The 26,662-nt window shown below is 75.2% G+C and carries 26 protein-coding genes and 1 pseudogene; 17 read left to right on the top strand and 10 right to left on the bottom strand.

Going from position 1 to position 26,662, the window contains the following annotated elements; genetic code table 11:
• Nucleotide 1 precedes the first annotated feature (1 nt).
• From BUS84_RS09890 to BUS84_RS09865, 6 genes are all read left to right on the top strand, one after another.
• Nucleotides 2–400, top strand: a complete 399-nt coding sequence (locus BUS84_RS09890; RefSeq protein WP_074312424.1) for a 6-pyruvoyl trahydropterin synthase family protein — start codon at nt 2–4, stop codon at nt 398–400.
• On the top strand, nt 400–1,479 hold the full coding sequence (locus tag BUS84_RS09885) for a glycosyltransferase family 4 protein (protein ID WP_074312422.1): 1,080 nt from the start codon (nt 400–402) through the stop codon (nt 1,477–1,479). Before BUS84_RS09890 ends, BUS84_RS09885 begins: the two co-directional genes overlap by 1 nt.
• On the top strand, nt 1,476–2,300 hold the full coding sequence (locus BUS84_RS09880; protein WP_074310725.1) for a methyltransferase domain-containing protein: 825 nt from the start codon (nt 1,476–1,478) through the stop codon (nt 2,298–2,300). The genes BUS84_RS09885 and BUS84_RS09880 overlap by 4 nt, the downstream gene beginning before the upstream one ends.
• A gap of 65 nt (nt 2,301–2,365) precedes the next feature.
• Nucleotides 2,366–3,304, top strand: coding sequence for a lysylphosphatidylglycerol synthase transmembrane domain-containing protein (locus BUS84_RS09875; protein WP_074310723.1), 939 nt, complete (start codon nt 2,366–2,368; stop codon nt 3,302–3,304).
• A gap of 58 nt (nt 3,305–3,362) precedes the next feature.
• Nucleotides 3,363–4,064, top strand: coding sequence for a GTP cyclohydrolase II (locus BUS84_RS09870; RefSeq protein WP_074310721.1), 702 nt, complete (start codon nt 3,363–3,365; stop codon nt 4,062–4,064).
• Nucleotides 4,061–4,768 (top strand): RibD family protein, encoded by a 708-nt coding sequence (locus BUS84_RS09865; RefSeq protein WP_208869564.1) that lies wholly within the window; start codon nt 4,061–4,063, stop codon nt 4,766–4,768. The genes BUS84_RS09870 and BUS84_RS09865 overlap by 4 nt, the downstream gene beginning before the upstream one ends.
• Here BUS84_RS09865 and BUS84_RS09860 read toward each other — a convergent pair.
• Together BUS84_RS09860 and BUS84_RS09855 are read right to left on the bottom strand one after the other, a co-directional pair.
• Nucleotides 4,735–5,229, bottom strand: a complete 495-nt coding sequence (locus BUS84_RS09860) for a hypothetical protein (protein WP_074310719.1) — start codon at nt 5,227–5,229, stop codon at nt 4,735–4,737. The genes BUS84_RS09865 and BUS84_RS09860 overlap by 34 nt on opposite strands.
• Entirely contained in the window at nt 5,222–6,595 is a 1,374-nt protein-coding gene (locus tag BUS84_RS09855) for a molybdopterin-dependent oxidoreductase (RefSeq protein WP_425293427.1), read from the bottom strand. Before BUS84_RS09855 ends, BUS84_RS09860 begins: the two co-directional genes overlap by 8 nt.
• 232 nt (nt 6,596–6,827) lie before the next feature.
• Between BUS84_RS09855 and BUS84_RS09850 the strand changes: the two genes are divergently transcribed.
• Entirely contained in the window at nt 6,828–7,892 is a 1,065-nt protein-coding gene (locus tag BUS84_RS09850) for an NAD-dependent epimerase/dehydratase family protein (protein ID WP_074310717.1), read from the top strand.
• Between the two features lie 272 nt (nt 7,893–8,164).
• Here BUS84_RS09850 and BUS84_RS09845 read toward each other — a convergent pair whose 3' ends face one another.
• The gene (locus tag BUS84_RS09845; RefSeq protein WP_074312416.1) at nt 8,165–9,658 is read right to left on the bottom strand and encodes a hypothetical protein; all 1,494 of its coding nucleotides are present in this window, start codon (nt 9,656–9,658) and stop codon (nt 8,165–8,167) included.
• 145 nt (nt 9,659–9,803) lie between these two features.
• On the opposite strand from BUS84_RS09845, the gene BUS84_RS09840 reads away from it, so the two are divergent.
• The 3 genes from BUS84_RS09840 to BUS84_RS09830 are packed head-to-tail and all read left to right on the top strand — an operon-like array spanning nt 9,804 to nt 11,868.
• Nucleotides 9,804–10,478, top strand: a complete 675-nt coding sequence (locus tag BUS84_RS09840) for a glycosyltransferase family 2 protein (RefSeq protein WP_074310715.1) — start codon at nt 9,804–9,806, stop codon at nt 10,476–10,478.
• On the top strand, nt 10,475–11,155 hold the full coding sequence (locus BUS84_RS09835; RefSeq protein ID WP_074310713.1) for a TIGR04282 family arsenosugar biosynthesis glycosyltransferase: 681 nt from the start codon (nt 10,475–10,477) through the stop codon (nt 11,153–11,155). The genes BUS84_RS09840 and BUS84_RS09835 overlap by 4 nt, the downstream gene beginning before the upstream one ends.
• Nucleotides 11,152–11,868 (top strand): class I SAM-dependent methyltransferase, encoded by a 717-nt coding sequence (locus BUS84_RS09830; protein WP_074310712.1) that lies wholly within the window; start codon nt 11,152–11,154, stop codon nt 11,866–11,868. Before BUS84_RS09835 ends, BUS84_RS09830 begins: the two co-directional genes overlap by 4 nt.
• Nucleotides 11,869–11,892: 24 nt before the next feature.
• Here BUS84_RS09830 and BUS84_RS09825 read toward each other — a convergent pair whose 3' ends face one another.
• Nucleotides 11,893–12,906: a sensor histidine kinase gene (locus tag BUS84_RS09825; protein ID WP_074310710.1), complete on the bottom strand. Its 1,014-nt coding sequence runs from the start codon at nt 12,904–12,906 to the stop codon at nt 11,893–11,895.
• The gene (locus BUS84_RS09820) at nt 12,899–13,591 is read right to left on the bottom strand and encodes a response regulator transcription factor (protein WP_074310708.1); all 693 of its coding nucleotides are present in this window, start codon (nt 13,589–13,591) and stop codon (nt 12,899–12,901) included. The genes BUS84_RS09825 and BUS84_RS09820 overlap by 8 nt, the downstream gene beginning before the upstream one ends.
• Nucleotides 13,592–14,451: 860 nt before the next feature.
• Between BUS84_RS09820 and BUS84_RS37420 the strand changes: the two genes are divergently transcribed.
• Together BUS84_RS37420 and BUS84_RS09805 are read left to right on the top strand one after the other, a co-directional pair.
• The gene (locus tag BUS84_RS37420; RefSeq protein ID WP_143728310.1) at nt 14,452–14,847 is read left to right on the top strand and encodes a hypothetical protein; all 396 of its coding nucleotides are present in this window, start codon (nt 14,452–14,454) and stop codon (nt 14,845–14,847) included.
• Between the two features lie 71 nt (nt 14,848–14,918).
• Nucleotides 14,919–17,870, top strand: a complete 2,952-nt coding sequence (locus BUS84_RS09805) for an Hsp70 family protein (protein ID WP_074310702.1) — start codon at nt 14,919–14,921, stop codon at nt 17,868–17,870.
• Between the two features lie 115 nt (nt 17,871–17,985).
• Here BUS84_RS09805 and BUS84_RS09800 read toward each other — a convergent pair whose 3' ends face one another.
• Nucleotides 17,986–18,426 (bottom strand): Rieske (2Fe-2S) protein, encoded by a 441-nt coding sequence (locus BUS84_RS09800; protein ID WP_084757307.1) that lies wholly within the window; start codon nt 18,424–18,426, stop codon nt 17,986–17,988.
• 202 nt (nt 18,427–18,628) lie between these two features.
• Here BUS84_RS09800 and BUS84_RS09795 point away from each other — a divergent pair.
• Nucleotides 18,629–19,177 (top strand): annotated as a pseudogene (locus BUS84_RS09795) (nucleosidase); the annotation flags it as partial.
• Nucleotides 19,178–19,210: 33 nt separating this feature from the next.
• Here BUS84_RS09795 and BUS84_RS09790 read toward each other — a convergent pair.
• On the bottom strand, nt 19,211–20,389 hold the full coding sequence (locus tag BUS84_RS09790; protein ID WP_074310700.1) for a low temperature requirement protein A: 1,179 nt from the start codon (nt 20,387–20,389) through the stop codon (nt 19,211–19,213).
• Between the two features lie 179 nt (nt 20,390–20,568).
• Here BUS84_RS09790 and BUS84_RS39735 point away from each other — a divergent pair, with 179 nt between their 5' ends.
• The 4 genes from BUS84_RS39735 to BUS84_RS09775 all read left to right on the top strand — a co-directional run bounded on the left by BUS84_RS39735 (nt 20,569) and on the right by BUS84_RS09775 (nt 23,194).
• Entirely contained in the window at nt 20,569–20,961 is a 393-nt protein-coding gene (locus BUS84_RS39735) for a hypothetical protein (RefSeq protein ID WP_244298454.1), read from the top strand.
• 3 nt (nt 20,962–20,964) lie between these two features.
• Nucleotides 20,965–21,456, top strand: a complete 492-nt coding sequence (locus BUS84_RS41190; RefSeq protein ID WP_425293426.1) for a S1 family peptidase — start codon at nt 20,965–20,967, stop codon at nt 21,454–21,456.
• 86 nt (nt 21,457–21,542) lie between these two features.
• Entirely contained in the window at nt 21,543–22,580 is a 1,038-nt protein-coding gene (locus tag BUS84_RS09780; protein WP_084757305.1) for a sugar kinase, read from the top strand.
• The gene (locus BUS84_RS09775) at nt 22,577–23,194 is read left to right on the top strand and encodes a bifunctional 4-hydroxy-2-oxoglutarate aldolase/2-dehydro-3-deoxy-phosphogluconate aldolase (RefSeq protein WP_074312410.1); all 618 of its coding nucleotides are present in this window, start codon (nt 22,577–22,579) and stop codon (nt 23,192–23,194) included. The genes BUS84_RS09780 and BUS84_RS09775 overlap by 4 nt, the downstream gene beginning before the upstream one ends.
• Before the next feature lie 20 nt (nt 23,195–23,214).
• Here the strand turns inward: BUS84_RS09775 and BUS84_RS09770 are convergent, their stop codons facing one another.
• The 3 genes from BUS84_RS09770 to BUS84_RS09760 are packed head-to-tail and all read right to left on the bottom strand — an operon-like array spanning nt 23,215 to nt 26,652.
• A complete protein-coding gene (locus BUS84_RS09770) occupies nt 23,215–23,787 on the bottom strand; it encodes a GNAT family N-acetyltransferase (protein WP_208869563.1) in 573 nt (190 codons plus the stop codon).
• Complete coding sequence (locus BUS84_RS09765) at nt 23,777–25,831, bottom strand: penicillin acylase family protein (RefSeq protein WP_074310696.1); 2,055 nt, start codon at nt 25,829–25,831, stop codon at nt 23,777–23,779. Before BUS84_RS09765 ends, BUS84_RS09770 begins: the two co-directional genes overlap by 11 nt.
• Nucleotides 25,828–26,652, bottom strand: a complete 825-nt coding sequence (locus tag BUS84_RS09760; RefSeq protein ID WP_074310694.1) for an ABC transporter ATP-binding protein — start codon at nt 26,650–26,652, stop codon at nt 25,828–25,830. The genes BUS84_RS09765 and BUS84_RS09760 overlap by 4 nt, the downstream gene beginning before the upstream one ends.
• Nucleotides 26,653–26,662 lie beyond the last annotated feature (10 nt).

Here is a 26,662-nt window from a genome sequence, read left to right as displayed (position 1 = left end):
CGTGTTCAGCGTGACCGTTCGGGATCACATGATGATCGCCCACAGTTTCCGGGGCGAGGTGTTCGGCCCGGCCCAGCGCCTGCACGGCGCGACCTTCGTGGTGGACGCGACGTTCCGGCGGCCCGACCTGGACGCCGATGGCATCGTCGTCGACATCGGCCTGGCCACCGAGCAACTGCGGGCCGTGCTCGGCGAGCTGACCTACCGCAACCTCGATGACGAGGCCGCGTTCGCCGGGGTGAACACCACCACCGAGGTGCTGGCCCGTACCGTCGCCGACCGATTGGCCGAGCGGGTGCACGCCGGTGAGCTGGGCGCCGGGGCGCGCGGGCTGGCCGGCATCACCGTCACCCTGCACGAGTCACACGTCGCCTGGGCCAGCTACGAGCGGTCGCTGTGATCGGGGCGGGCCGGGCGACGCCGGTCGACCGGCCCGCTTCGCCCGGCCGTGCGGTGCATGTCGTCCTGCCCGGCGACATCGACGACCCGGCCACGCCCAGCGGCGGCAACTCCTACGATCGGCGGATCTGCCGGGGGCTCGGCGAGCGGGGCTGGTCGGTCCACGAACATCCGGTGCCCGGCGCCTGGCCGTACCCCGACCCGGCCGACCGGGTGGAGCTGGCCCGGCTGCTGGCCGCCGCGCCGGACGACTCCGTGGTGCTGCTCGACGGCCTGATCGCCTCGACCGTTCCGGACCTGCTCGTCCCGCACGCCCGACGGCTGCGCCTGGTCGTCCTGGTGCACCTGCCGCTGGACGACGAGGCCGAGGCCCGCGCCCTGGCCACGACCCGGGCCGTCGTCACGACCAGCGAGTGGACGCGCCGCCGGCTGCTGGCCCGCCACCCGCTGCCGGCCGACCGGGTCCGGGCCGCGCCGCCGGGGGCGATGCCCGCCCCGCCGGCGCCCGGCTCGGTAGCCGGCGACCGGCTGCTCTGCGTCGCGGCCGTCACCCGCCACAAGGGACATGACGTGCTGGTGGACGCGTTGTCCACGCTCGCCGGGCTGCCGTGGACGCTGGTCTGCGCCGGCACGCTGGCCCGCGAGCCGGAGCTGGTGCACCGGCTGCGTCAGCGGCTCGCCGGAGCGGGCATCGCCGACCGGGTCCGGCTGGCCGGCCCGCTGACCGGCGCCGCGCTGGACGCCGCGTACGCCGCCGCCGACCTGCTGGTGCTGCCGTCGCGCGGCGAGACGTACGGGATGGTCGTCACCGAGGCGCTGGCCCGGGGCCTGCCGGTGCTGGGGACCGAGGTGGGCGGCCTGCCGGAGGCGCTCGGCCGGGCCCCCGGCGGTGACCGGCCCGGGCTGCTGGTCCCGCCGGACGACCCGGCCGCGCTGGCCGGCGCGCTGATGCGCTGGCTGGGCGACGACGCCCTGCGTACCCGGCTGCGGCACGCCGCCCTGGCCCGGCGGGACACCCTGACCGACTGGCCGGTGACGACCGCGCTGCTGGCTGCCGTGCTCGAGGAGGTGGCGGCATGACCGTCGAGGAGACCCTGCCGTTCGCCGACTGGCTGCGGCTGCGCGAGCCCGCCGACGCGGCGGCCCGCGCCGAGGACCTGGTGGACGTGATCCGACCCCGGCTGGTCGGCGACGCTCCGGCCCTGATCCACGACCTGGGCAGCGGCACCGGCTCGATGTGCCGCTGGCTGGCGGCTTGGCTGCCCGGCCCGCAGCACTGGGTCCTGCACGACCGGGACGCCGACCTGCTCGCCCGGGCCGCGGAGGGCATGGCCGGGGTCACCGCCGCCGACGGCGCACCGGTCACGGTCAGCACCCGGTGCGGCGACCTCACCCGGCTCACCGCCGCCGACCTGGCCGACGGCGCCCTCGTCACCGCGTCCGCGCTGCTGGACATGCTGACCGCGGAGGAGGTCGAGCGGGTGGTCGGCGCCTGCGCCGACGCCGGCCGGCCCACCCTGTTCGCGATCTCGGTCACCGGGCGGGTCCGGCTCACCCCGGCCGACCCGCTGGACCCGACGATCGAGGCCGCGTTCAACGACCACCAGCGGCGCACCGTCGACGGCCGGCGGCTGCTCGGCCCGGACGCCGTCGCCGCCACCGCCGCCGCGTTCGCCCGCCGGGGCGTCCCGGTCCGGGAACGGCCCAGCCCGTGGCGACTCGGCCCGGACCAGGCCGACCTGACCGCCGAGTGGTTCCGGGGCTGGCTGGGCGCGGCCTGCGAACAGCGCCCGGAACTGGCCGGCCCGGCCCGGGCGTACGCCCAGCGCCGGCTGGCCGACGCGGCGGCCGGCCGGCTCGGGGTGCTGGTCGAGCACCGGGACCTCCTGGCCGGCGGATGAACCGCTCGCGCTCCCGGTACGTGCACTAGGGCAAGTGGACGATCTTCAGGGGAGGACCGGCGCCGATGTTCTGGGCCTGGGCACGGGTGGTCGGCGGGGTGGGCCTGCTCGCCGCCCTGCTGTGGCAGGTGGGTGGCGGCCCGTTCCTCGCCGGGGTGCGGCTGATCGACGCGCCGGCGTTGGCCGCGGCGCTGCTCATCGGTGTGCTCACCACGGTCTGCGCGGCCTGGCGGTGGAGCCTGGTCGCCGGCGGCCTGGGCGTGCGGCTGCCCCTGGCGACAGCGGTGGCGCACTGCTACCGGGCGGTGTTCCTCAACGCCACCCTGCCCGGCGGGGTGCTCGGCGACGTGCACCGGGCGCTACGCCACGGCCGGGACGCCGGTGACGTCAGCCGGGGTATCCGCGCGGTGGTCTGGGAGCGTACCGCCGGCCAGGTGGTCCTGGTGGGCGTCGCGCTGGTGGTGCTCGCCGCGTTCCCGTCCCCGGTGCGGCCGTACCTGCCGGCCGCCGCCGCGCTGCTGGTCGCGGGTGGGTTGGCCGCCGTGCTGCTGGCGCGGGTCCTGCCGCAGACCGGCCGGTCGCGGTGGGCGCGGGCCCTACGGACCGCCGTGGCGGACGTCCGGGCCGGGTTGCTCGCCCGGCGGACGTGGTTCGGCGTCCTGATCGCCTCCGCCGTGATGGTCGCCGGTCACCTCGCCACCTTCCTGGTGGCGGCGCGTACCGCCGGCTCGGACGCCCCGCTGACCCGGCTGCTGCCGCTCACCCTGCTCGCCCTGCTCGCCATGGGCCTGCCGTTGAACGTCGCCGGCTTCGGCCCGCGCGAGGGTGTGGCCGCGTGGGCGTTCGGCGCGGCCGGGCTCAGCGCCACCGAGGGCGTCGCCACCGCCACCGTCTACGGTGCACTGGTGCTGGTTGCCAGCCTGCCCGGCGCCGCGGTGCTGCTCGCCCGGCGGGCCCGGATTCCTGCCGCCACCCGGGAAGCCGCTCCCGGCGGCGGCTGTTGATCCGGTTGTGAGACGGTACGCGTCGCCGCACGGCGGTGACGCCGGACAAAGGAGTCCCATGCCCGAAACATTGCCGGTCGTCACGGTCCGTACGCAGGTCACGGTGCCGCTGACGTTCCCCGACGGCTACACCACGACCACCCGGGTGTTCACGTTCAAGGGCCTTGTGGACGGTCGGGAGCACCTCGCCCTCGGCCTCGGCGACTGGGCCGGTGCGCTGGACCGGCTCGCCGCCGACGGCGAGCCGCCACTGGTCCGTCCGCACAGCGAGTGCCTGACCGGCGACGTGTTCGGCAGCCAGCGCTGCGACTGCGGGCCGCAGTTGCGCGAGGCCGTGCAGCGGATCGCCGAGAGCGGCGGTTTCCTGCTCTACCTTCGTCAGGAGGGCCGGGGCATCGGCCTGTACGCCAAGCTCGACGCGTACGCCCTCCAGGACGCCGGGCTGGACACGTACCAGGCCAACGTCGCGCTCGGCCGGGGCGAGGACGAGCGGGACTACAGCGTCGCCGCGCAGATGCTGGCCACCCTGGGCGTGCCCCGGATCCGGCTGCTCAGCAACAACCCGGACAAGGCCGAGCAGTTGAGCCGCATGGGTGTGGTGGTCGCCGAGCGGGTGCCCACCGGCATCTACCTCTCCCCGGCCAACGCCAACTACCTCGCGGCGAAGGCGGCCAAGGCTGCGGAGACCGAGGCGGCGGAGGCGGTGGCGCCGCCGCCCGCGCCGGCCAGCCGTACCACCGACCGGCCCGTCCCCCGGTGAGCTGCCGGCCGGCGCTGGCGCGGCCGTACGTGCTGCTGAGCTGCGCCACCTCGATCGACGGGTACATCGACGACGCCTCCGACCAGCGGCTGCTGCTGTCCAACGCGGACGATCTGGATCGGGTCGACGCGGTCCGGGCCAGCTGCGACGCGATCCTGGTCGGCGCCGGCACCGTCCGCCGCGACGATCCCCGGCTGCTGGTGCGCTCGGCCCGGCGGCGGGCCGAGCGGGTGGCGTGCGGGCGGCCCGCCTCGCCCGTCAAGGTCACCCTGACCGCCCGGGGCGACCTCGATCCGACGGCCCGGTTCTTCACCGCCGGCGACGCGGACCGACTCGTCTACTGCGCCACCGACGCGCTGGAGAAGACCCGGGAACGGCTCCGCCGGCTGGCCACGGTGGTGGACGCCGGCGAGCCGGTCGACCCCGGATGGCTGCTGGCCGACCTGGCCGCCCGGGGCGTGCGGCGGTTGATGGTGGAGGGTGGTGGGACGGTGCACGCCCAGTTCCTCACCGCCGGCCTCGCCGACGAACTGCACCTGGTGGTCGCCCCGTTCTTCGTCGGCGACGGCCGGGCGCCCCGGTTCGTCGGCGAGGGTCGCTTCCCCTGGCACCCCGGCCGCCGGGCGAGGCTGGCCGAGGCCCGCCAGATCGGCGACGTGGTCCTGCTCCGCTACGCCCTCTCCGACCGCTTCCCGGATGACTGACGCCGGCGGGGGAGAGCGCGCAGGGCGTATGCCAGGGCGCTGAGGAGGAACAGGGCGACGGTGAGTTGGAGCCAGCGCACCAGGTAGGGGTGCTGGTCCTGGCCGGTGGCGGCGAGGTGGGTGGTTTCGCCCAGCCGCAGGATGCCGGGGGCGAAGACCAGGAAGAGCAGGGCGCTGGCGAGCGCCGGCACCCGCAGGTGGTTGAGCAGGGCGACCCGCTTGCCCGCCCGGGGCCGCACCAGCGCGCGCAGCACGCGGTCGGCGGTCGCGTACGCCGGAAAGAGCACCAGGTCGTGGGCGATGACCGCGCCGAGGAACCAGAGCAGCATCCGGCCGGCGGTCGCCTCCCCGGCCAGCCGCAGCGCCACCCAGCCGGCGAGCACGATGGCGGCCGTCACCACGATCAGGTGCCGAGGCCCGGCGCCGTAGCCGTCGCGCATCCGAGCCCCCAGGTCAGTCATCGGCCCGGCCCTGGAAGTCGATCTCCGCGACCCACTTCGTGCAGTGCACCCCGGGCAGTGCCGGCACGATGACCCGCGCCGGGTAGCCATGGTCGGGGGAGAGGTCCACGCCGTTCACCCGCAGGGCGAGCAGCGAGTCCGGGTCGAGGACCTGGTTGGGTGCGAGCACCGCCGTCCGGAACAGCCCGGCCCGCTCCAACGACGACACCCGTGCGGCGGCCGGGTCGGCGACCCCGACCAGGGCGGCGAGGTCCCGCAGCCGTACGCCGGTCCAGGTCTGCCGGGTCGACCAGCCCTCCACACAGGAGATGGGTAGCGCGGCGGTGTGCTGCGCCATGGCCAGCAGCCCGGGCCGGTCCAGGGTCACCGTCCGGCCGCTGCCGCGCAGCATCAGTCGCCAGCCGGGGCCGGTCTGCTCGGGGCGTACGCCGGCGGCGGCGATCGTGCGGTTGACCGGGAAGCCGTTCGGACCGGGACCGGGCTGGCGACCCCGGGGCAGCAGCAGCGCGGTCCGGCGCAGCGGCCCGTCCAGGCTCTGCCCGACGGTCAGCGCGGCCAGCAGCAGCGCGCCACCGCCGACCAGACCGACCGCGCCGCGCCGGCTGACCGTCGCCGGCCCGGGCCGTGCGGCGACCAGTTTGTCCGGGTCGGGCGGCTCGGGCCGGGTCGCGGCGCGCGGGGTACGCAGCTCCGCGCCGAGCGGGCGGGACCGCAGCGCGGTGATCAGCCGGGGCAGCTTGAGCACGACGTGCGCCACGAACGCGCCGGTGAAGATCCAGGCGCCGAAGTAGTGGGCGGTGTAGAAGTCGAAGCCGAAGAGGTAGGCGTACTGGATGTTGAGCAGGCCGGTGGCGATCTGGAACAGGATCCCGCCGACCAGCAGCAGCAGGGTGAGCCGTTCCAGCACCTGGGCCAGCGAGCGGGCCGGCGGCCAGTTGAACAGCTTCGGGATCACCGACCAGAGCTTGCCCAGCACCACCGGGATGAGCACGATCCCGAGCGTCACGTGCAGCCCCTGGGTGACCCGGAACAGCCAGGACGGCCGCGTCGGCCAGTCGAAGGTGGGCAGCCGCAGCCAGCCCACGTTGCTCGGGAACGCCTGGTCGAACCGGGGGCCGTAGGCGGCGTAGTCGAGCAGCCCGGTGACGATCACCAGGGGCAGCGCGACCAGCAGCACCGACCCGTACACAGCGGTGAGCCAGGGGCCGCGCAACGGACTGCGCCAGCTCCGGTCGGCCGCGTCCACACCGGGTGGCCGGTTCCGGTCCAGGGCCCGCCACAACCGGCGGGGCGCGCCGTAGCCGTCCGCGTCCGGCGCGGGCGCGTCGGTCCCACCGGTGCTCGGACCGGGCCTGCTGGTCAACACCGCCGCTCCTTCCTCGCCGTCGTGCGTCGCCCGCGCCCCGACCGGGGGCGCCGGGCCGCCGTCATCGGCGGGTGCACTGCGGGCAGGCTAGAACGCGCGGGTACGGCTCGGTCGGGTTTGCCGCATTACCGAACGCTTACCGGGGCGTTCGTGCCCGCCGAGCTGTTGCGAACTCCTTACGGGTCGGCCGAACCGACCCGCCCGGCATTGGTCCGCCCTAGCGTGAGCGGGTATGCGGGTACTGGTCACCGGCGCGGCCGGGTTCATCGGGTCGCAGGTCGTGGACCTGCTCATCGAGCAGGGGCACGAGGTGGTGGCGCTGGACGCGCTGCTGCCGCAGGCGCACGGCGGGGAGTTGCCCGTCTGGTCGCGCCGGCACGACGTGGTACGCGGCGACGTCCGCGACGGCCCGCTGCTGGACCGGCTGCTGGCGGGGGTGGACGCGGTCTGCCACCAGGCGGCGATGGTCGGGCACGGCCTGGACCCGTCCGACGCCCCCGACTACGTCACGCACAACGACTACGGCACGGCGGTGCTGCTGGCGGCGCTGCACCGGGCCGGGATCGGCCGGCTGGTGCTGGCCAGTTCGATGGTCGTCTACGGAGAGGGGCGCTACACCTGTCCCGGCCACGGCACGGTGCGTCCGGCACCCCGGCGTGCCGAGGACGTCGAGGCGGGCCGGTACGACCCGAGCTGCCCGCACTGCGGCCTCGGGCTCGACCCGGCGCTGGTCCCCGAGGACGCCCCGCTGGAGCCGCGCAGCACGTACGCGGCGAGCAAGCTCGCCCAGGAGCACCTGGCCGCGGCGTGGGCCCGGCAGACCGGCGGGGCGGTCTGGGCGCTGCGCTACCACAACGTCTACGGTCCCCGGATGCCCCGCGACACCCCGTATGCCGGGGTGGCGTCGATCTTCCGGTCCGCGCTGGCCGCCGGCGAGGCCCCCCGCGTCCTGGAGGACGGCCGGCAGCGGCGCGATTTTGTGCACGTGACCGACGTGGCGCGGGCCAACCTGCTGGCGCTGACCAGCACCGCGCCGCCGGCCACGCTGGTGCCGGTGAACGTCTGCTCGGGCGAGCCGCACACCGTGGGGGAGCTGGCGGTCACCCTGGCCGAGGCGATGGGCGGACCGGCGCCGCAGGTGGTCGGCGGCGCCCGAACGGCCGACGTGCGGCACGTGGTGGCCGACCCGCGCAGGGCCGTCGACCTGCTCGGCTACACCGCCCGGGTCGGCTTCGCCGAGGGGGTGGCCAACTTCGCCACCGACCCGCTGCGCGAACCGGCCGCGCTGGTGGGCTGACCGGCTGTCGCCCTCGCCGCCGCTCTGGCCGGCCGGGCGGCGGTAACACCAGTGAGCGCTATGACTCTGAGCCATAAATATGACTCACAGTCATAACGCTCAACCGGGACAGGCTCGTCGGGGGCGTCCAGCCCGGGTCGACGGCGGCCGGGCCCGCCGCGCAGGTCGCGGTTGCCGGACCCGCCACACCCGTCGCTGCCGCGACCGCGCCGATTCGTCGCGCTTGCTCGGAGCCCCACGCGTAGCAGCGTCCGAGGCGCCTCACCCCGGGGCTAGGAAACCGTCCAGACCAGGTGGTTCACCGCCAGCGCGGTGACCGCCTGCCCGGCCAGCCACCAGCGCCGCGAGCCGGCCGGCAGCCGGGCGGTGGCCACCAGCAGCCAGACGATGAACGGCAGCCAGATCCGCTCCACCTCGGCCTTGCTCAGCCCGGACAGGTCCGCGCCGAGCACCGCCACCACGGCGGCCAGCGGCAGCACTACGGTTGGCCCGGCCGCGCGTACCGCCGCTGCCGCCGGCGTGGCCAGCCGGCCGACGGCCCGCCACCCGCTCGCCGCCGCGCGCGGACCGAAGCGCGGGCCACCCGGCGCCGGCCCCGCCAGCGGCGCGGGCGCGCGACCCGGCAGCGCGGCGCGCAGGGCCGGCCACTGCGACCGGGCGGCCAGCAGCACCCGGCGCAGCGCCGGCCCGAGCACCGGCCCGGCGCTGAGCAGCAGGGCGGCCAGGTTGGCCCACACCCAGTAGCCGTACGGGCGGTCGGCCGCCCAGCCCTGGTAGTACCGCTCGACCACCAGCCGGTACCCCTCCCACCACTCGAAACCGGACGCCACGAAGATCGCCGTCACGGCGAGCACCCCGGCGCAGGCGGCGAACAGCGCGCCCCAGCGGTGGGTACGGCGCAGCGCCAGCACGGCCAGCGCGAGCACCCCGACCAGCAGGAACCCGTACGACAGGTGCAGCGCGAAGCCGAGCAGCGCCCCGCCGGCCGCGGCCGTGGCCCGGCCGCGGACCGCCAGCAGGGCCAGGCCGGCCGCGACCACGGCCGCGAAGATGCCGTCGGCGGACGCGCCGACCCAGACCGCACCCGGCAGCAGCACCAGGAACGGGGTCACCGCGCGGGCCGCGTCGGCGGCGCCCAGCGCCCGCAGGGTCACCGGCACAGACACCGCCACCGTGGCCCCGACCAGCACGCAGGCCAGCGCGGCGGCGGTGCCCCCGCCCAGGCCGACCCGGTCCAGCCACACGAAGATCAGCAGCGCGCCGGGGGGATGCCCGGCGGTGTGGGTGGACCAGGCGTCCGGCTGGAAGTCCAGGATCCGGCCGGTGAACCCGGCCAGCATCGCCGGGATGTCGGTGACCCGGGGAACCTCGTGCAGGTACTCCGCCTGCGGGGTGAGTCGCCGGGTCAGCCCCGCCGACCAGCCGTCCACCAAAGCCAACGACAGCGTCCAGGCCACCGCCGCCAGCCACGCGGCGACCAGCAGGACGCTCCACCGCGCGGTACGGGCCCAGCGCGCACCCCAGCCCACCACCGCTACCGCGACCAGCAGCGCGGCCGGGCTGCCCCAGCCGAGGTGCGGCCGCCAGGTCGCGTACAGGGGGGCGGCGTCGGCGTGCAGGCCGGCGCCGCGCGCGTTGAGCAGCGCCCCCACCAGCACCGCCGCGGCGAGCAGCGCCAGCTCCACACCCAACACCAACACGTCCCCACGCCATCGGCGGGTCGGGGTCCGCCCGGGGGCGGCGGCGGGAGCGGTGGTCGAGGTCATGACCACCGGACGGTACGGCGGCAGCCGGCTTTCCGTCGGCGGAACCGCCGGCCCGTCACCGGACGGTAAGAAATGCCCAGGTGGTAAGCGTTCGGTAAGCACATTCCGGCCTCCGCCGGCCCGGTGCCGCCCTAGCGTCGGCGGTATGCCGACTCAGATCGACGTGGTGTTGCCCTGCCTGGACGAGGCGGCCGCCCTGCCCGGCGTGCTCACCGCGCTGCCGCCCGGCTACCGGGCCATCGTGGTGGACAACGGCTCCCGGGACGGCTCGCCCGAGGTGGCCGCCCGGCACGGTGCCCGGGTGGTCCACGAGCCCCGGCGCGGCTACGGCGCGGCCGTGCACGCCGGCCTGGAGGCCGCCGACAGTGAGCTGGTGTGTGTCCTCGACGCCGACGGCTCCTTCGACCCGCGCGAGCTGCCCGCCATGGTGGCGCCGGTGGCGGCCGGGACGGCGGATCTCAGCGTGGGCCGGCGGCGACCGGTCGGCGCCGGGGTGTGGCCGTGGCACGCCCGGGCTGGCACCGCGCTGGTCGCGGCGCTGCTGCGGCGCCGGGGCGTACCGCTGCGGGACCTCAGCCCGATCCGGGTGGCCCGCCTTGACGAGCTGCTCGCCCTCGGCGTCGCCGACCGGGCCTTCGGCTACCCCCTCGAACTGCTGATCCGGGCGGCCGCCGCTGGCTGGCGGATCCAGGAGTTGGACGTGACCTACGCGCCCCGGACCGCCGGTACCCGGTCCAAGGTTTCCGGCTCGGTCCGGGGCACCCTGCGCGCCACCCGCGACTTCGCCGGCGTGCTGCGCACCATGGGCGGCCCCCGGTGACCGTCCTGCTGGTGGTCGCCAAGGCGCCGGTGCCCGGGGCGGTGAAGACCCGGCTCTGCCCTCCGGCCACCGCCGTGCAGGCTGCCCGGATCGCCGCCGCCGCGCTGCGCGACACCCTCGACGCCGTCCGTGCCACCCCCGGGGTGACCCCGGTGCTGGCCTGCGCGGGCCGGCTGACCGAGGCGGAGGACGCTGCCGCGCTGACCGCCGCGCTGGCCGGCTGGCCGGTGCTGGACCAGCGCGGCACCGGGCTCGCCGACCGGCTCGCCAACGCGTACGCCGAGGTGGTGGCGGCGTACCCGGGCCGGCCGGTGCTCCAGATCGGGATGGACACCCCGCAGCTGACGCCGGCCCGGCTGAGCGCGGCGGTACGCCGGCTGTGCACCGCCGACGCGGTGCTCGGGCGGGCGCGCGACGGCGGCTGGTGGTCGCTGGGGCTGCGTGATCCCCGGTACGCGGACGTGCTGCGCGAGGTACCGATGTCGACACCCGCGACGGGCCACGACACCTGGGCTGCGCTGACCGGGCGGGGGCTGCGCGTCGCGCCGCTGCCGGTGCTGCGCGACGTCGACGAGTGGCCCGACGCCCTCGCGGTGGCGATGGAGGTGCCCGAGGGTCGGTTCGCCCGGCAGGTCGCGGCGGCTCGACTCGCCCTGGTGCCGGGGGACCGGCGGTGAACCCGGTCGACACGGCAGTCCGGGTCACCGGGCCCGGGGGCTCACTGCTCCACGATGCCTTCGGCGCCGCCCTCGCCGACCGGCCGGCCGGCGGTCGGTGGCTGGTGCAGGGTGACGGTGTCCGTAGCCGGCTGCCGGTGGACCGCTGGCACGGCCCGGCCGAGCCGGCGGTGGCCGGGGTGGTCGCCCGGTGCGCCGGGCCGACGCTCGACCTCGGCTGCGGTCCGGGTCGGCTCACCGTGGCGCTGGCCCGGGCCGGGCTGACGGCGGTCGGTGTGGATGTCTCCCCGACGGCGGTGCGGCTGACCCGCGCCCGGGGTGCGGTCGCCCTGCATGGCAACCTGTTCGATCCGCTGCCCGCTGAGGGCCGGTGGGAGCACGTGGTGCTGCTCGACGGCAACATCGGCATCGGCGGCGATCCGATCGCGCTGCTGCGTCGGTGCGGTGCGCTGCTCGCGCCCGGCGGCACGGTGCTGGTCGAGCTGGAGCCGCCCGGCGCCGGGCTGTGGCAGGGCCAGGCCCGGGTGGCCGCCGCGCACCGGGCCGGTCGGCTGCTGCTCGGCCCGGCGTTCCGCTGGGCCCGGCTCGACACACACGCCGTCCACCCGGTCGCCCGCGCCGCCGGCCTGACCGTGCGGGAGCTGTTCCGCCGGGGCCAACGCTGGTTCGGTGAGCTGACCGCCGACCACCCGCTGGTATCCGACCGCACCTGACCGCCCGCGCCCCGTGGACGCAGGTCAGGCCGCCGGGAGGCGGACCACGAAACGGCAGCCGCCGACGACGTTCTGCACGTCCACCCGACCGCCGTGCGCCTCGACCAGCCCTCGGACGATCGCCAGCCCCAGCCCGCCGGAGCCCTCCCCGCCCGAGCGGGGCGTACGCGCCGGCTCCCCCCGGAACGCCACATCGAACAGCCGGGGCAGGTCGTCCTCGGGGATGCCGCCGCAGGTGTCGGCGACCGCCAGCCAGGCGGCGTCGCGTTCGCTTCCGGCGTCCACCCGGACCGTGCCGTCGCTGGGGGTGTAGTGCACGGCGTTGAGCAGCAGGTTGCCCACCACCCGGGCCAGCTCGGGCTCGCTGGCCAGCACCGTCGGCCAGCCCGACTCAGCGGCCACCAGCTTGATCCGGCGGGCCTCGGCCAGGGGCGCGGTGCCGGCCAGCGCGTCGGAGACCACCTCGCCGAGCGGCACCGCGGACAGCGTCAGCCGCAGCGCCCCGGCGTTGATCCGGGACAGCTCGAAAAGGTCGTCGACGAGGCGGGTCATCCGGTCGGTCTGCGCGCGGATCCGCCGGTGGTACTCGGCCACCGTCGCCGGGTCGTCGACCACCCGGTCCTCCAGCGCCTCGGCCATCGCCCGCAGCCCGGCCAGCGGCGTCCGCAGGTCGTGCGACACCCAGGCGACCAGGTCCCGACGACCCTTCTCGACCCGGCGTTCCCGCTCCCGGGCCTGGTCCGCCCAGACCGCGGCCACGGCCAGCCGGCGCCCGAAGTACCAGCCCACGCCGAGGCTGACCACCGCCGCCGCGGCCACGGTGAGCAGCACGACCTGGAGATCGTGCGGGGACAGGAACATCGCCTGGGCGACCACCACCACCCCGGCCACCACGGCGGCCACGGTGACGGTGAGCAGGACGCACACGTGCACCGTGATCGACCGGTCGCGCAGCAGCCGCAGGGTCAACGCGCCGACCAGGCCGACGCCGAGCGCCGCGGCGAGCGCCGCGCCGAAGATCAGCGCCAGGTCACGCATCGGCGGGCTCGTACCGGTAGCCGACGCCCCAGACGGTGACGATCCGCCGGGGCTCCGCCGGATCGTCCTCGATCTTCTCCCGCAGCCGTCGCACATGGACGGTCACGGTGGACTGGTCGCCGAAGTTCCAGCCCCACACGCGCTCCAGCAGCTCGGTGCGGCGGAACGCCCGCCTCGGCTGCCGCATCAGGTGCGCCAGCAAATCGAACTCGCGCAGCGTCAGGGCCAGCTCGCGGCCGTGCAGCCGGGCGACCCGCGGCCCGGTCGCCACCTCCAGGCCCGCGTCGACCAGCAGCTCCGCAGCGGTCCCGGCCGGTTCGCCGGCCCGGCGCAGCACCGAACCGACACGCAGCACCAGCTCGCGCGGCGAGAACGGCTTGCCCAGGTAGTCGTCGGCGCCCAGTTGCAGGCCGAGCACCCGATCCGCCTCGTCGCCGCGCGCGGTCAGCATGATGATCGGTACGCCGTCCGGCCGCTCCCGCAGCCGCCGGCACACCTGCAACCCGTCCAGCCCGGGCAGCATCAGATCCAGCACCACCAGGTGCGGCGCGTGGTCCCGCACGGCGTCCAGCGCGGCCAACCCGTCGCCGACGTGGCTCACGTCGTACCCGGCGTGCTCCAGGTATCGGCAGACCACGTCGCTGACGGTCCGGTCGTCGTCGACCACGAGTACCCGCTGCGCCACCGGCCACCTCCCCGGCCAGCCTAGCCAGCGTCACCGGCGGGCTGAGCCGGCAGATCTTGCGGTTCCCTTACGTCCCCGGTGACCGCCATCCCCTGCAGGGATCCTGGCCGAGGCGACGGTTCGTCGCCAGCAACAGTGCTGATCGACGAGACCGCCTTCCCGGCCGTACGGATGATCGGATGCCTTGATTGCGATCAGCGATGATCAGGAAGGTTGTCTTGATGCGGAAGGGGCGAGGGGTTCATGGGTGCGGACGGGTTCTCGGTGCGCGGCGGTATCCGGGTCGTCCCCACAATCGGGGGCGGTGTTCGCGCCGACTCTGGCTGGCCGATGGCGAGGCTACGGGCAGGCCAGACCTCCATCACGTTCACAGAGATCTGGGCGGGGACTTTGGTGATCACAAGCGACAACCTGGTTGCGATCCGCCGATGGCGAAATACTGGCTTGGAGTTCGAGGTCGCTGATCACGGCGAGTTGTGGATGTTTCGGACACTCAATGTCAACCGATTGATTAGCCGATTGTTGGCGCTTGGATGGAATGTCGAACAGTGAGACCGGGGGCACACCGAATGATTGGGTCCCTGCGAATGGCTTCGCGAGCGGTTCGGTCCGGTGTCGTTGCTGCGTTGTGCCTGCTCGCCATGGTGTCCGGCTGTAGCGGTGGCCCCGATGAGGCTCCGGTCGCCAAGGGCTGTCAGCCACCTCCCCACGAAGATGACCTACTCGCCGCCTACCTGGCGGAACCGGTCTTCGCCTTCCGCCCGCCGGAGGCGCTCGCGGTCGGCTCACCCGTGGTCGAGAAAGCTTGCCGGCAGGTGGGCGAAGGCAGGAGCACTCGGATCGAGGGACAGCCCGTCGACGTGGGTCCCGGCGTCACCACCACCACGGTCAGCCTGTTCTTCGCGCTCGAGGTGGGCTTCGCCCAGGACAAGCTTGCCGAGATGTACGAGCCGGCCATCCGGGCCGCGGGCTGGAACGCGCAGCCGTTGGACCTGGCGCCGGTGCACAGCAGCGGCGACAGGCAGGCCGGTCTGTACTACTGCAAGGACCTCAACGGCGTGCCAAGTTTCCTCTCGGTGTACGAACGCTGGGTGGCACTACCGACGGTCGGGTTCCTCCGGTCTCCCCTTCGCCGGAAGGACACTGGCCTCAGGCCGGGAGCCTGGAGGTCACCGTCACCGCCGTGCGCGGTGGCCGCAGTACGACCGTCTGAGCGCTCGCGAGGAGGTCGGTTCGGCCCGAGCCAGACCGAGTGATCAGCGGGTCGGCACCGGCTGCGTACGATGCGGGGCTCAGTTCCCCTCGTCGTGGCGGAGGTATCGGGCAGATGGCAGGCCAGCACGAGGGCTTCGCCCTCGGCGTCGACCTCGGTACGTCCAACACGGTCGCGGTACTGCGCTGGCCGGACGGGCGGACCCGTCCGCTGCTGATGGACGGTCAGCCGGTCAGTCCGTCCGCCGTGTACGCCCATCCGGACGGCACGCTGCACGCCGGTTGGGACGCCCGGCGGCTGGCGCAGGCCGATCCGGCCCGGTTCGAGGCGAACCCGAAGCGCCGGGTCGACGAGCCGGGCGTGCTGCTCGGCGACCGCTCGTACCCTCCGGCCGAGCTGCTCGCCGCGGTGCTGGCGGCGGTCGCGCGGGCCGCGGTGGGCACCGTCGGCTTCCTGCCCCCGGCCGTGGTCACCTGCCCGGCGGCCTGGGACGCGACCCGGCGGCAGGTGCTCGGCGACGCACTCATGCGGGCCGGCTGGCCGCAGGCGGCCGAGCACACCCTCGCCGGCCCGACACCGCCGGGCACCCGGCTGCTGCGTGAGCCGGTGGCCGCCGCCCGCTACTACACGCAGGTGCTGCACCGGCCGGTGCCGGTCGGCGGCGCGATCGCGGTGTTCGACTTCGGCGGCGGGACGCTCGACGTCGCGGTGCTGCGCAACGAGGGCGCCGACCCGTGGGGTGACTCGGGCTTCAGCGTGGTGGCCGACGGTGGTCTGCCCGACCTCGGTGGCCTGGATCTCGACGCGGCGCTGGTGCAGCGGGTCGGTGAGCTGGTCGGTGACGCCGCGCAGTGGGCCCGGCTGATTCACCCGGCGGATCCGGCGCAGCGCCGCGACCAGGTCCGGCTCTGGGACGAGGTCCGAGGCGCCAAGGAGACGCTGTCCCGGTCCACCGTGGCGCCGGTCGCCGTACCCGGGGTGGCCGAGGCGGTGCGGCTGACCCGGGCGGATGTCGAGCGGGTGGCCACGCCGCTGCTGCGCCGCGCGGTCGACCGGGCCCGGGAGGTGATCGCCGCCGCCGGGCTCAGCCCCGACCAGCTCGCCGGGCTGTTCCTGGTCGGCGGCTCGTCGCGGATCCCGCTGGTGGCCCGGATGCTGCACGCCGAGCTGGGGGTGGCCCCGACGGTGCTGGACCAGCCGGAGATGCCGGTGGCCGAGGGGGCGCTGACCGACCTGCCGCTGCGCCGACAGCTGTCCGTGCCGGCGTACGCCGGACCGCCGCTCGCCCCGCCCGCGGCATCCGCGCCGCCGGCACCGGTCTCACCGGCCGTACCGGCGCAGGCGCCGGCCGCACCAGCCGTACCGGTGCAAGCGCCTGCCTCACCGGCCGGACCCACGTTCGCGGCGACCTCGACCGCCGCAGCCGGTTCGACTGCGCCGACCGTTCCGGCCGCAGCCGGCTCGACCGCGCCGACTGTTCCGGCCGGTGCCAATTCGACCGCGCCGACCGTTCCGGCCGGGGGCGGTTCCAGCGCGCCGACCGTGCCGTCGCAGCACGGGCCGGTGTCGACCCTGCCCGCGGGGCCGTCCGGGCCGGGCTGGCCGGGGACGCCGACGCCGACCGTGCCAGAGTCGGCGGGCGTACCGGCCACCCTGGTCGGCGGGTCCGGTGCCACCCTGCCGCCGACGCCCACCTCCGCCCTCGGGACGCGCTGGCGGCGGGCCCGATGGGTGGTGCTCGGCGCGGTGCTCGCCCTGGCCGGGGTGGCCACCGCGGGGACGCTCTATTTCCTCCGCGACCGCTACCCCGACCTGGAGTTCCGGCAGCTGAGTGAGCTGTCCCGGCCGCATGCCGGCGCCGAGCGGCCGAGCGGCATGTGGACGGCGGTGCTCGAGGACCGGGCGTACCTCGGGTATCCGCTGCCGGACGACCGGCTGGAGGTCATCGCCGTCGACACCGGCACCGGCGAGGAGCTGTGGCGCGAGCCGACCGATATCACCGCCGACGACTGGGCGGGGCTGGTGGCCGTCCCGGGCGCGGTCGCGGTCATCGCCGACGCGCCGGGCGACAGCAACCCCCGGCAGCTGGCCGTCCTCGATGGTCTCTTGGGCGCGCAGCGCTGGAACCGGGCAATCCGTGGCGACGACAGCGTGTACTTCGCCGATGGCGTGGCGGTGCTCGTGGACCGGGCCGGCGACCGACTGGTCGGCCTGCGCTTGAGCGACGGCCACGAGACGTGGACCGAGCCCAACCCCCGCGATCAGTACGACGGCGCCCGCACCGTCGTCCGACCGGTGGGCACCGATGAGGCCGCCGGCGGGCCCGCCTTCCTCGACGGCACGCCACGGAACCCGTGGGCGAGCAAGGGGCGGCGACTCGTGCAGATCGGTGCGGACCGGTCGGCGCGGTTGCTCGACATGGCCACCGGCTCCGTGCTGCGCCAGTGGGGCAACGTCGCGGACCTCGACGATCTGGTGGTGGCGCACGAGGACCGGCTCTACGTGGCCGCCAACGACGGCGGGTACCAGCTGCTGGCGTACGACCTGAACTCCGACGCCACACCCGTGGTGCTCTACCGGGCCGGGAACGATCAGCGCCGCCCGAAGGAGCTGGTGGCCTGCGGTGAGCGGCGGGCGTGCCTGCTGGAGGTGCCGAACAGCGAGGCCGAGCGCACCGAGGTGGTGGCGGCGACCGAGGGTGAGAGCCCGGTTCGGTGGTCGGCCCCGGGCGCGACCGGCCTGGTCCCGCTCGGCGCCCAGCTGCTGGCGCAGCGGGAGAGTCCGGAGTCGACGGTCACCCTCTTCGACGCCGAGGGCAAGCCGGTGCTGCGCGACCGCCGCGGCGTGGCGGTCCGCCTCGATGAGGGCAACCTGCTGGTCTTCGCCAAGGCGCCCAGCACGGTGGCGGACAACCGCGTCCTGGCCGGCGTGTGGGCCGAGTCGGGCGGGGTCGACGAGCTGGGCGAGCTCCAGGACGTCCGCAGCGCGTCCTGCTCGTGGAACATCCGTGTGATCGCCTGCGGCGCGGACAAGGACTTCGTCCTGTACAGCTTCGCCGACGAGTAGCCGCCCGCGATCTTGCACTCGGTGCCCGGGAAGATCGGGTCAACCGGACAATAGGGCGACCGAAAGTGCAAGATCGCGCGGGTGGGGGGCGGGGGAGCGCGGGTGGGGAGGGTGGTCAGGCTCGGATGATGTTTGTGCCGTCGATGCGGACGGGGATCTCGGTGAGACCTCGGGTGGCGGGGCCGGCGAGGCGGGCGCCGTCGTTGGCCGCGAAGGTGGAGTTGTGTGCGGGGCAGGTGATCACCCCGTCGCGGGGTGCGCCGACCCGTACGCCCTGGTGCGGGCAGGTCGCGTCGTACGCGGTGAAGGTGCCGGCCTCGGGCTGGACGACCAGCACGCCGTCGACGACCGTGCCGCCGCCGACCGGCACGTCGCCGGTGCGGGCCAGCACGGTGCCGGGGGCGGCAGCCGCCTGACCGGTGGGGGAGTCGCCGACGCCGCAGGCGCTCAGCAGTCCGGCCGCGCCGACCGCACCGGCCCCGGTCAGCAGCGCTCGTCTGCTCAGGCACCAGCGGTTGTCGCGGAGGAACTCCTGCCCGTCGTACACCGTCGTCACCTCTCCGTCGGCGGACCGGACCGCCGTCGTCCGGCGCCGTCGCCGGCGGTCGGCGGCAGCGTAGCCGGACGGGTCCGGTGGCTCGCCGGGCCAGCCTGCCGCATCCGGCTGAGCAGGCGTTGCGAGCCAGCTGAATGATGGCTGGGCGCACGTCCGCCGACGTCGCCGTTCCGGCCGTCGGGGCGGCCCGTACGATGCTGCGGTGATTCTTCGGGGTACGGTCCGGGCCGATCGTCCGCTGGTGGTGCTCGCTGTCGAGGAGGAGGCCCGGTACCTCCCGCCGGAGCTGCCGGTGCTGCTCACCGGGATGGGCAAGGTGAACGCCGCCAGCGCGGTGGCGGCGGTGCTGGCCGCCGGCCCGCGCCCCGCGCTGCTGCTGAACCTGGGCACGGCGGGGGCGCTGCGCCCCGGGTGGACCGGCATCCACGAGGTCGCCACCGTGCTCCAGCACGACCTGGACACCGCCCTGCTGCGCACGCTCACCGGTCAGACCTACGGGGCGCCGCTTCCGCTGGCCACCCAGGGCGCCGTGCTGGCCACCGGCGACACGTTCGTGGCCGACGACGCCGCGCGCGACCGGTTGGCGCAGCGCGCCGACCTGGTCGACATGGAGGGGTACGCGATCGCCTGGGCCGCCAGTCAGGCCGGCGTACCGTGCCGGCTGGTCAAGCAGGTCAGCGACGAGGCGGGGGAGGGCGCGGCCCGGAGCTGGCGGGAGTCGGTCGACGCCTGCGCCCGGGACCTCGCCGAGTGGGCCGGTCGACACCTCGACTGGCGGTCGCGGTCACTCGCCGCGCCGCCGCAGTCGCAGGCCCGGCGTGGTCTCCCGGGGATGGCCGGGGATCAGGACGTGACCGGCCAGCCCGAGCGCCACGACGGCGCTCACCAGCACCGGCGGCCAGCCGCCGGCCCACGGTAGTGCCAACAGGGGCAGGAGCAGCCACACCATTCGCCGCCACGGCACGGAGTGGGAGACCAGCACGGTGAACAGGATGCGGCCGATCACGAACAGTGCCGGCCCGCCGATGATCAGCATCAGCCAGCGCACCGGTGTCGTTCCGTCCGGCCGGGCGACGGCCAGGTCGAAGGCGGCCGCCGTGCCGACCACGCCGACCAGCATCACCAGGTGGGTGTACGGAGCCACGCGGGCCGGCCGGCTCGTCTTGGCCCCGGCCTTCAGCAACTCACCGGCCCGGAAGACGTAGATCTGCCAGAGCAGCAGCATGGTGGCGAACGCGCAGAGCAGCGCGCTGAACTGGAGACGATCAAAATCGGTCCGGCTGACCGTCAGGGTGGGGATCAGGATGATGTCACCCAGGGCCAGGATGACGAACTGCTGGTACCGCTCGCCCAGGTGCCCGGTGGTCCGCTCGTACTGGTCGAGAGGCACCCGGCCCAGCCAGGGCGTCGGGTACCGCAGCGCGGCTGAGATCACGTCGATGGCTATCGCGAGGGTCCAGAGCCGCCAGTTCGCCGTGCCGGTGATCGCCCCGGCGATCCAGAAGACGCTGGACACCACGAACCAGAACAGGAACCGTGCGGCACGCTGCTCGGCCGCCCGGTGCCGCAGCCGGTGCAACGTGGTGACCAGGATGACGCCGCGAACCAGGTGCGTGGTGACGTACGCGATCGAGAAGACCAGCGCGTGCCCGGTGGCGACCATCGGCAGTGCTGCCGCCATTCCCACCGACCCGACCATGGCCACCGTCAGAATGGCCTGGATGGGGCGTTGCTGCGGGTCGTAGAACTCGGTCGTAGTCGAGGTGACCGACCAGGTCCACCAGATCGCTGTCAGCATCAGCAGCACCGGGGCGGCGTCGGCCCAGGACTCGCGTTCGGCCATCAGATTCGACACCAGCGCGAGCGCGGCCACGAAGACCACGTCGAAGAGCAGCTCTAGCAGCGTGGCCCGGGTCGACCCGTCGAGACGGCGTACCAGCGCCGGGGTTTCTCCGGTGGTCATGCCCGGCCTCCCGCCGTGTCCTCCGGAATTATCGGCGGCGCTCGCGCGGCCCGTCCCGCAATCGGCGATTCCCGTGCCGCACCGCGGCCGGCCCCATGCTCGGCCCGAGGTTGCCATGGCGTCAGCCGCCGGGTGATGCTAGTCGGCATCCATATACTTCGACCTCTTCGGAGGTTCGGATGCGCCGCTCCCCGCTCGTCGCCCTCGTCCTGACCGCACTCCTGCTCGTCGCGCCCGGCGCGGCGCAGGCCGCCGTCCCCGACCGGGCCCTCCCCGCCGCGTCCACCGCCGATCCGGCGGCCGCGGCCGCCGCGGCCGCCGCGCTGGCCGAGGTACGCACGCCCGGCACCGCCTGGGGCCTCGACCAGGCGACCGGCCGGATGACCCTCACCGTCGACGACACCGTGCCCCCCGCCCGGATGGCGGTGCTGCGGACGGTGACCGACCGGGCCGGCGCGCTGCTGCGCCGGGAGCCCGGAACGCTGCGCACCCTGGTCGCCGCCGGACAGGGCATCTACGGCGGTGGCAGCCGCTGTTCGCTCGGCGCTAACGTGCGCAGCGGCAGCACCTAGTAGGTGATCACCGCCGGGCACTGCACCACCGTCGCCAGCACCTGGTACGCGGACAGCTCGCAGACCACCGTGCTCGGCACCCGCACCGCCACCAGCTTTCCCGGCAACGACTACGGCGTGATCCGCTACACCGGTCGGATCGCCCATCCCAGCGCGGTCTACACGTACCCCGGCCTGCTGACGATCTATGGCGCCGGCAGCGCGTACGTCGGTCAGGCGGTGTGCCGCAGCGGCGCCACCACCGGGGTGCGCTGCGGCACCGTGACCGGCCTCAACCAGACCGTCAACTACGCCGGCGGCAACGTGGTCTACGGCCTGATCCGCTACCAACATCTGCGCGGAGCCGGGGGACAGCGGCGGGCCGCTCTACGTGGCGGCCACCGGCACCATCATCGGCATCCTCTCCGGCGGCAGCGGCAACTGCACGTCCGGCGGCACCACCTACTACAGCCGATCGGGGAGGTGCTGGCCGCGTACGGGCTGACCCTGCCCTGACCCTCGTCGCGCGGAGCGCAACGGGTTGCTGGTCCTGCGCGGCGCGCCTAGGCTCGGCGCACCCCGAACCCTCGCCCGGAGGACGTGTGCCGACCGCCGACGCCCGACCCGACCCCGCGTCCACCCCGGCCGGTTCCCCGTCGGTCGAGGTGGCCACGGTGGGGGAGACCATGGTGGTGCTCTGCCCCGCGCCGGGCGAGCCGCTCGAGCACGCCGAGCGGGTCGCCGTCTCGGTCGGCGGCGCGGAGTCCAACGTGGCCGGCTACCTCGCCCGGCTCGGGCACCGGGCGACCTGGGTCAGCCGGGTCGGCGACGACCCCTTCGGCCGGGCCGTCGTGCGACACGTCGCCGCCGCCGGCGTCCGGGTCGATCTGGTGACCGTGGATCCGGCGGCCCCCACCGGCCTGTACGTCAAGGACCCGGGCCCGGCGGCGACCGAGGTGCACTACTACCGGGCCGGCTCGGCCGCCTCCCGAATGGACCCCGGCGCGTTGGCCGACGAGCGGCTGGCCGGCGCCCGGGTGCTGCACCTGTCCGGGATCACCGCCGCGCTCTCCGCCTCCTGCCGAGCGTTGGCCGAGCACGCGGTGACCGACCGGCCGCTGCCGGGCGCGCTGGTCAGCTTCGACGTCAACCACCGGGCCCGGCTCTGGCCGGCCGACCGGGCCGCGTCGGTGCTGCGCGACCTCGCCGACCGCAGCGACCTGGTCTTCGTAGGCCAGGACGAGGCGGACGCCCTGTGGGGCACCGCCGACCCGGCGGCGGTGCGCCGGCTGCTGCCGAGGCCGGAGACGGTGGTGGTCAAGGACGGCGCGGTGGGGGCCACCGCTCTGCGCCGCGACGCCGATCCGATCTTCGTCCCGGCGCCCCAGGTGGCGGTGGTGGAGCCGGTCGGCGCCGGAGACGCGTTCGCCGCCGGCTACCTCGCCGGGCTGCTGCGCGGCGTCGACACGGTACGGCGGCTGCGTCTGGGGCACCTGGTCGCGGCCCAGGCGCTGGGCAGCAGCGGCGACAACGCCCCGGTGCCGCCGTGGGCCTGGTTCGACCAGCTGCTCGACGCCCCCGTCGAGGCCTGGTCGCCGCTGGACCTGCTGTCCCGCGATCTCGGATGGAGTGGACCATGACCACAGCGGACTTCGACCAGGTCTTCGGCACGGCCCGGGTGATGGCGATCCTGCGGGGCCTGCCGGTGGCGGAGACCGTCCGGCTCGCCGGCCGGGCCTGGGACCTCGGCATCGGCGTGGTGGAGGTGCCGGTGGCGACCGCCGACGCGGTGCCTGCGCTGCGCGCGGCCGTCGAGGCGGGCGGTGAACGCGGCCGGATCGTCGGCGCCGGCACCGTGCTCGACGTGGAGCAGGTCGCGGCGGCGGCCGACGCCGGGGCCGCGTTCACGGTCGCGCCCGGCCTGGATCTCGCGGTCGCCGACGCCGCCGCCGCGCGCCGCCTGCCGCACCTGCCCGGCGTGGCCACGCCGACCGAGGCGCAGCAGGCGTTGCGACACGGCCTCACCTGGCTCAAGGCGTTCCCCGCGATCTCCCTCGGGCCGGCCTGGTTCCGGGCGGTCGCCGGCCCGCTGCCGCAGTTGCGCTTCGTCGCCACCGGCGGCCTCGACGCCGGCAACGCCGGTGCGTTCCTCGACGCCGGCGTACGGGTGGTGGCGGTCGGCTCGGCGCTGGCCGACCCCGACCAGCTGGACCGGCTGTCCGAGCTGGTCGCCCGCCGAGTGCCCGCCCGCTGATCCGGGGTCGCTGCCCGGCGTCAGCCGGTGGCCGCCGGTCGATCCAGGAAGAGCAGCCGGGCGCGCTTCTGCGGCAGGTCGATCAGCGGGCCGGACCGGAACCCGGTGCGCAACAGCCGGTCGATGGCCTTGTCGTTGCGGGCGTCCGGCTCCATCACGACCCGCAACCGGCCCGGGTCGGCGAGGACGAAATCCAGGATGGCGCCGAACAGCGTGCCGGTGAAGCCCCGCTCGACCGTCACCGGTGGTCCGATCAGCAGGTGGACGCCGACGTCGCCGGGCAGCACGTCGTAGCGCTCGCCGACCGGGTCGGCCTCGGGCTGGTAGGTCTGCGCCAGCGCCACCGGCACGCCGTCGCGGTGCACCAGGTACGCGTGATGGGTGGCCAGCGAGTCCAGGTACGCGTAGATCTCGTGCACCCGCTCACGGCTCGCGTCGCGCATCCCCCAGAACCGCGCCCGCTCCTGGGTCACCCAGTCGTGCAGCAGGTCGACGTCCTCGTCCGGCCGAACCGGCCGGATGGTCACCACCCCGAAACCGGGGATGTTCCGCCGGCAGTGGTGTGAGTCGGCCATCGTCGCGTCAGTGCTCATCTCGCTCCTCGGTGAGCTGCTCCCAGTCCGTGGTCACCGGCAACAGCTCCCCGGCCAACCAGGCTGGACTCTGGTCGTCGTGGTGACGGTCGCCGGGCACCCCGCAGGCACCCAGCGGGACCACCCAGCGGCTGTCCTCCCGCCGGGCCAGGTCCCAGACGAAACGCGCGGCCGGCCCGCGGAAGCACCGGTGGGTCACCCCGGGCACGCTGGAGGTGGCCAGCACGCAGTCGTGATCGCCGGCGAGGCGGGGGCCGGGGCCGGCGTCCGGGTCGGGCAGCGCCCGCCACGGCGCCAACCGGTGCAGGTCCCCCCAAGGCGCCCGCCCGTCCGCCGCGCCGGCGACTTCCTCGGCCGCCACGCGGACCAGCGCCGCCACGTCCAGGCCGGGCAGCCGGGCGGCGCCGAGCAGTTGTTCCAGCGCGTAGCCGACCCGCGACGTCAGGGACAACCAGGGCGCGAACACCTCCGGGTACGCCGGCGGCTCGGCCAGCTCGGCCAGCGCCGGGTGGGCGGCCAGCCGGCGTACGACGGCAGCCCGGAGCATGGCGAAGTCCGCGGCGTCGGTGCTGTCGGCGGCCATCCGCCGATCCCAGCGCAGCAGGCGTTCACGCAGCGCGCCGGCATCCGGACCGAGCCCGGTCACCCCGGCCAGGACCGTCAGCAGCGGACCGGCCGACGCCAGGTACGTGTCGGTGTGCACGGCGGCCAGCCGCTCGGCGGTCCAGTCGTGGCCGGCGTCGAGCAACTCGGCGATCCGGCGCGCCCGGTGCGGCGGGGCGAACTCGACCCCGAGCGGTGCCGCCAGCCCCCGCTCGTTGGCCATCACCGCGCGGCCGACCACCTCGGCCCGGGGCAGCGGCGCGTACCAGCCGCGCCAGGCGTGCTCGGCCCGCCAGGCCGGGACCACCCCCCGGCCGTTCGCCGGATCCCGTACCGGCACCGCGCCGGCGACCCGGTGCAGCAGCCCGCCGGCGGTGTCCGCCGCCTGCACCACGTTGACCGGCTCCACCCAGTGCCGCAGCGCCCGGTCCACGTCCGCCACGCTCCGGGCGCGCAGCAGCTCCGGCAGCGCCGCGAAGCCGAGCTCGGCGCGGACGCGGGGTGGGTAGCGGAGGCTGACGGCGGTGGACTCGTCCGGCGCGCCGGCGATCACCGGGCCCCGCTCGGTCTCCACCACCTCGACCTCGACCGGGTCCGCCCCGGCCACCTCGATCGTCTCGACGTGGGTGGGTACCGGTCGCCAGCCGTCGGGGCCGAGCGCCTCGACCACCGGGCCCCGCCGGCGCAGCCGCTCGGCGTACAGGTCCTGGTAGTCGGCCATCGCGTTGGTGATCGCCCAGGCCACCGCGCCGGTGTGCGCAAAGTGCGCGATGCCCGGCACGCCCGGCATCGCCAGACCGACCACGTCGTACTCCGGGCAGGCCAAGCGGATCTGCTGGTAGACGCCGGGATCCTCGATGAACCGGTGCGGGTCGCCGGCGAGCAGCGCGGCCCCGGTGCCGGTCCGCTCGGCCGCGAGCAGCCATCCGTTGCTGCCCGCGACGGCCGGACCGTCGGTGGCGAACAGGCCGATCGCGGCCGGGCCGAGCCGGCTCGCCACGTGCTCGCGCCAGAGCTTACTGGGGAACCCGGCAAACACGATGTGGTGGCCCAGCCAGACCGCCAGCGGCGTCCACGGCTGCCACCGGCCCGGGGCCAGCCCGGTGGCGGCGAACTCGGGCGCCCGGGCGGCCCCGGCGGCGAGGCCGGCGTTCACCCCGGTCACGTACGCGCCCACCCAGGCGGCGGTCGCCGGGTCGAGCGCGGCGTGGCAGCGGCGGGCGGTGTCGTCGAGCCGGACCTGCCGGGCGAACCGGTCCCAGCCGAGCGCGTCAACGCCGAGGAACGCGGCGCTGGTGCCCTGCGCCCGGTGCCGTTCCACCTCGATCTGCCAGGCCCGGTCGTACGCGGTCACCCGGCCCTGCGCCGCCGCCAGGGCCAGCGGGTCGTCGGCCCGCAGGTGCGGCACGCCCCACCGGTCGCGGAACCGCCGGGCGGTCACGCCGGCTCCGGGGCGGGCACGGTGGCCCGGTGCCGGGCGGCGGGGATGACCAGCGGGGTGCCGGTCTCCGGGTCGTCGATCACCCGGCAGGGCAGCCCGAACACCTCGGCCACCAGGTCGGCGGTGACCACCGAGGCCGGCTCGCCGGCGGCCACCACCCGCCCGTCGCGCATCGCAATCAGGTGGGTGGCGTAGCGGGCGGCGTGGTTCAGGTCGTGCAGCACCGCGACCAGCGTCCGCCCCTGCTCCTCGTGCAGCCGGGCACAGAGATCCAGGATCTCGATCTGGTGGGCGATGTCGAGGTAGGTGGTCGGCTCGTCGAGCAGCAGCAGCGGGGTCTGCTGGGCCAGCGCCATGGCGATCCAGACCCGTTGCCGCTGGCCGCCGGAGAGCTCGTCCACCGACCGGTCGGCGAGGTCGGCGACCCCGGTTGCGGTCATCGACTCCTCGACCACCCGTTCGTCCTCCCGGGACCACTGCCGCAGCAGCCCCTGGTGCGGGTACCGGCCCCGGGCGACCAGCTCGGCGACGCTGATCCCGTCCGGCGCGATCGACGTCTGCGGCAGCAGGCCGAGGGTGCGGGCCACCTTCCGGGCGGGTACGTCGTGGATGTCCCGCCCGTCCAGCAGCACCGCGCCAGCGGTCGGGCGCAGCATCCGGGACAGAGCGCGCAGCAGAGTCGACTTGCCGCAGGCGTTCGGACCGATGATCACCGTGAACGACCGGTCGGGCACCGCCACGGTCAGGTCCTCGGCGATGGTGCGCCGGTCGTAGGCGAGGGTCAGCGCGGTGCCGCCGAGCCGTGAACTGCCGGGGTGCATGGGTGCTCCT

It is taken from the genome of Micromonospora cremea (assembly GCF_900143515.1).
Taxonomy (GTDB): domain Bacteria; phylum Actinomycetota; class Actinomycetes; order Mycobacteriales; family Micromonosporaceae; genus Micromonospora; species Micromonospora cremea.
The sequence above is the reverse complement of the archived record's forward strand: the minus strand, read 5'-3'. Positions and strand labels throughout refer to the sequence as shown.

Excerpts from the sequence above, each read along its gene's own strand:
- BUS84_RS09880 (WP_074310725.1), top strand. The coding sequence starts at position 1,476 with ATGACCGTCGAGGAGACCCTGCCGTTCGCCGACTGGCTGCGGCTGCGC.
- BUS84_RS09875 (WP_074310723.1), top strand. The coding sequence starts at position 2,366 with ATGTTCTGGGCCTGGGCACGGGTGGTCGGCGGGGTGGGCCTGCTCGCC.
- BUS84_RS09870 (WP_074310721.1), top strand. The coding sequence starts at position 3,363 with ATGCCCGAAACATTGCCGGTCGTCACGGTCCGTACGCAGGTCACGGTG.
- BUS84_RS09860 (WP_074310719.1), bottom strand. The coding sequence starts at position 5,229 with ATGACTGACCTGGGGGCTCGGATGCGCGACGGCTACGGCGCCGGGCCT.
- BUS84_RS09850 (WP_074310717.1), top strand. The coding sequence starts at position 6,828 with ATGCGGGTACTGGTCACCGGCGCGGCCGGGTTCATCGGGTCGCAGGTC.
- BUS84_RS09845 (WP_074312416.1), bottom strand. The coding sequence starts at position 9,658 with ATGACCTCGACCACCGCTCCCGCCGCCGCCCCCGGGCGGACCCCGACC.
- BUS84_RS09840 (WP_074310715.1), top strand. The coding sequence starts at position 9,804 with ATGCCGACTCAGATCGACGTGGTGTTGCCCTGCCTGGACGAGGCGGCC.
- BUS84_RS09825 (WP_074310710.1), bottom strand. The coding sequence starts at position 12,906 with ATGCGTGACCTGGCGCTGATCTTCGGCGCGGCGCTCGCCGCGGCGCTC.
- BUS84_RS09805 (WP_074310702.1), top strand. The coding sequence starts at position 14,919 with ATGGCAGGCCAGCACGAGGGCTTCGCCCTCGGCGTCGACCTCGGTACG.
- BUS84_RS09790 (WP_074310700.1), bottom strand. The coding sequence starts at position 20,389 with ATGACCACCGGAGAAACCCCGGCGCTGGTACGCCGTCTCGACGGGTCG.
- BUS84_RS39735 (WP_244298454.1), top strand. The coding sequence starts at position 20,569 with ATGCGCCGCTCCCCGCTCGTCGCCCTCGTCCTGACCGCACTCCTGCTC.
- BUS84_RS09775 (WP_074312410.1), top strand. The coding sequence starts at position 22,577 with ATGACCACAGCGGACTTCGACCAGGTCTTCGGCACGGCCCGGGTGATG.
- BUS84_RS09770 (WP_208869563.1), bottom strand. The coding sequence starts at position 23,787 with ATGAGCACTGACGCGACGATGGCCGACTCACACCACTGCCGGCGGAAC.
- BUS84_RS09760 (WP_074310694.1), bottom strand. The coding sequence starts at position 26,652 with ATGCACCCCGGCAGTTCACGGCTCGGCGGCACCGCGCTGACCCTCGCC.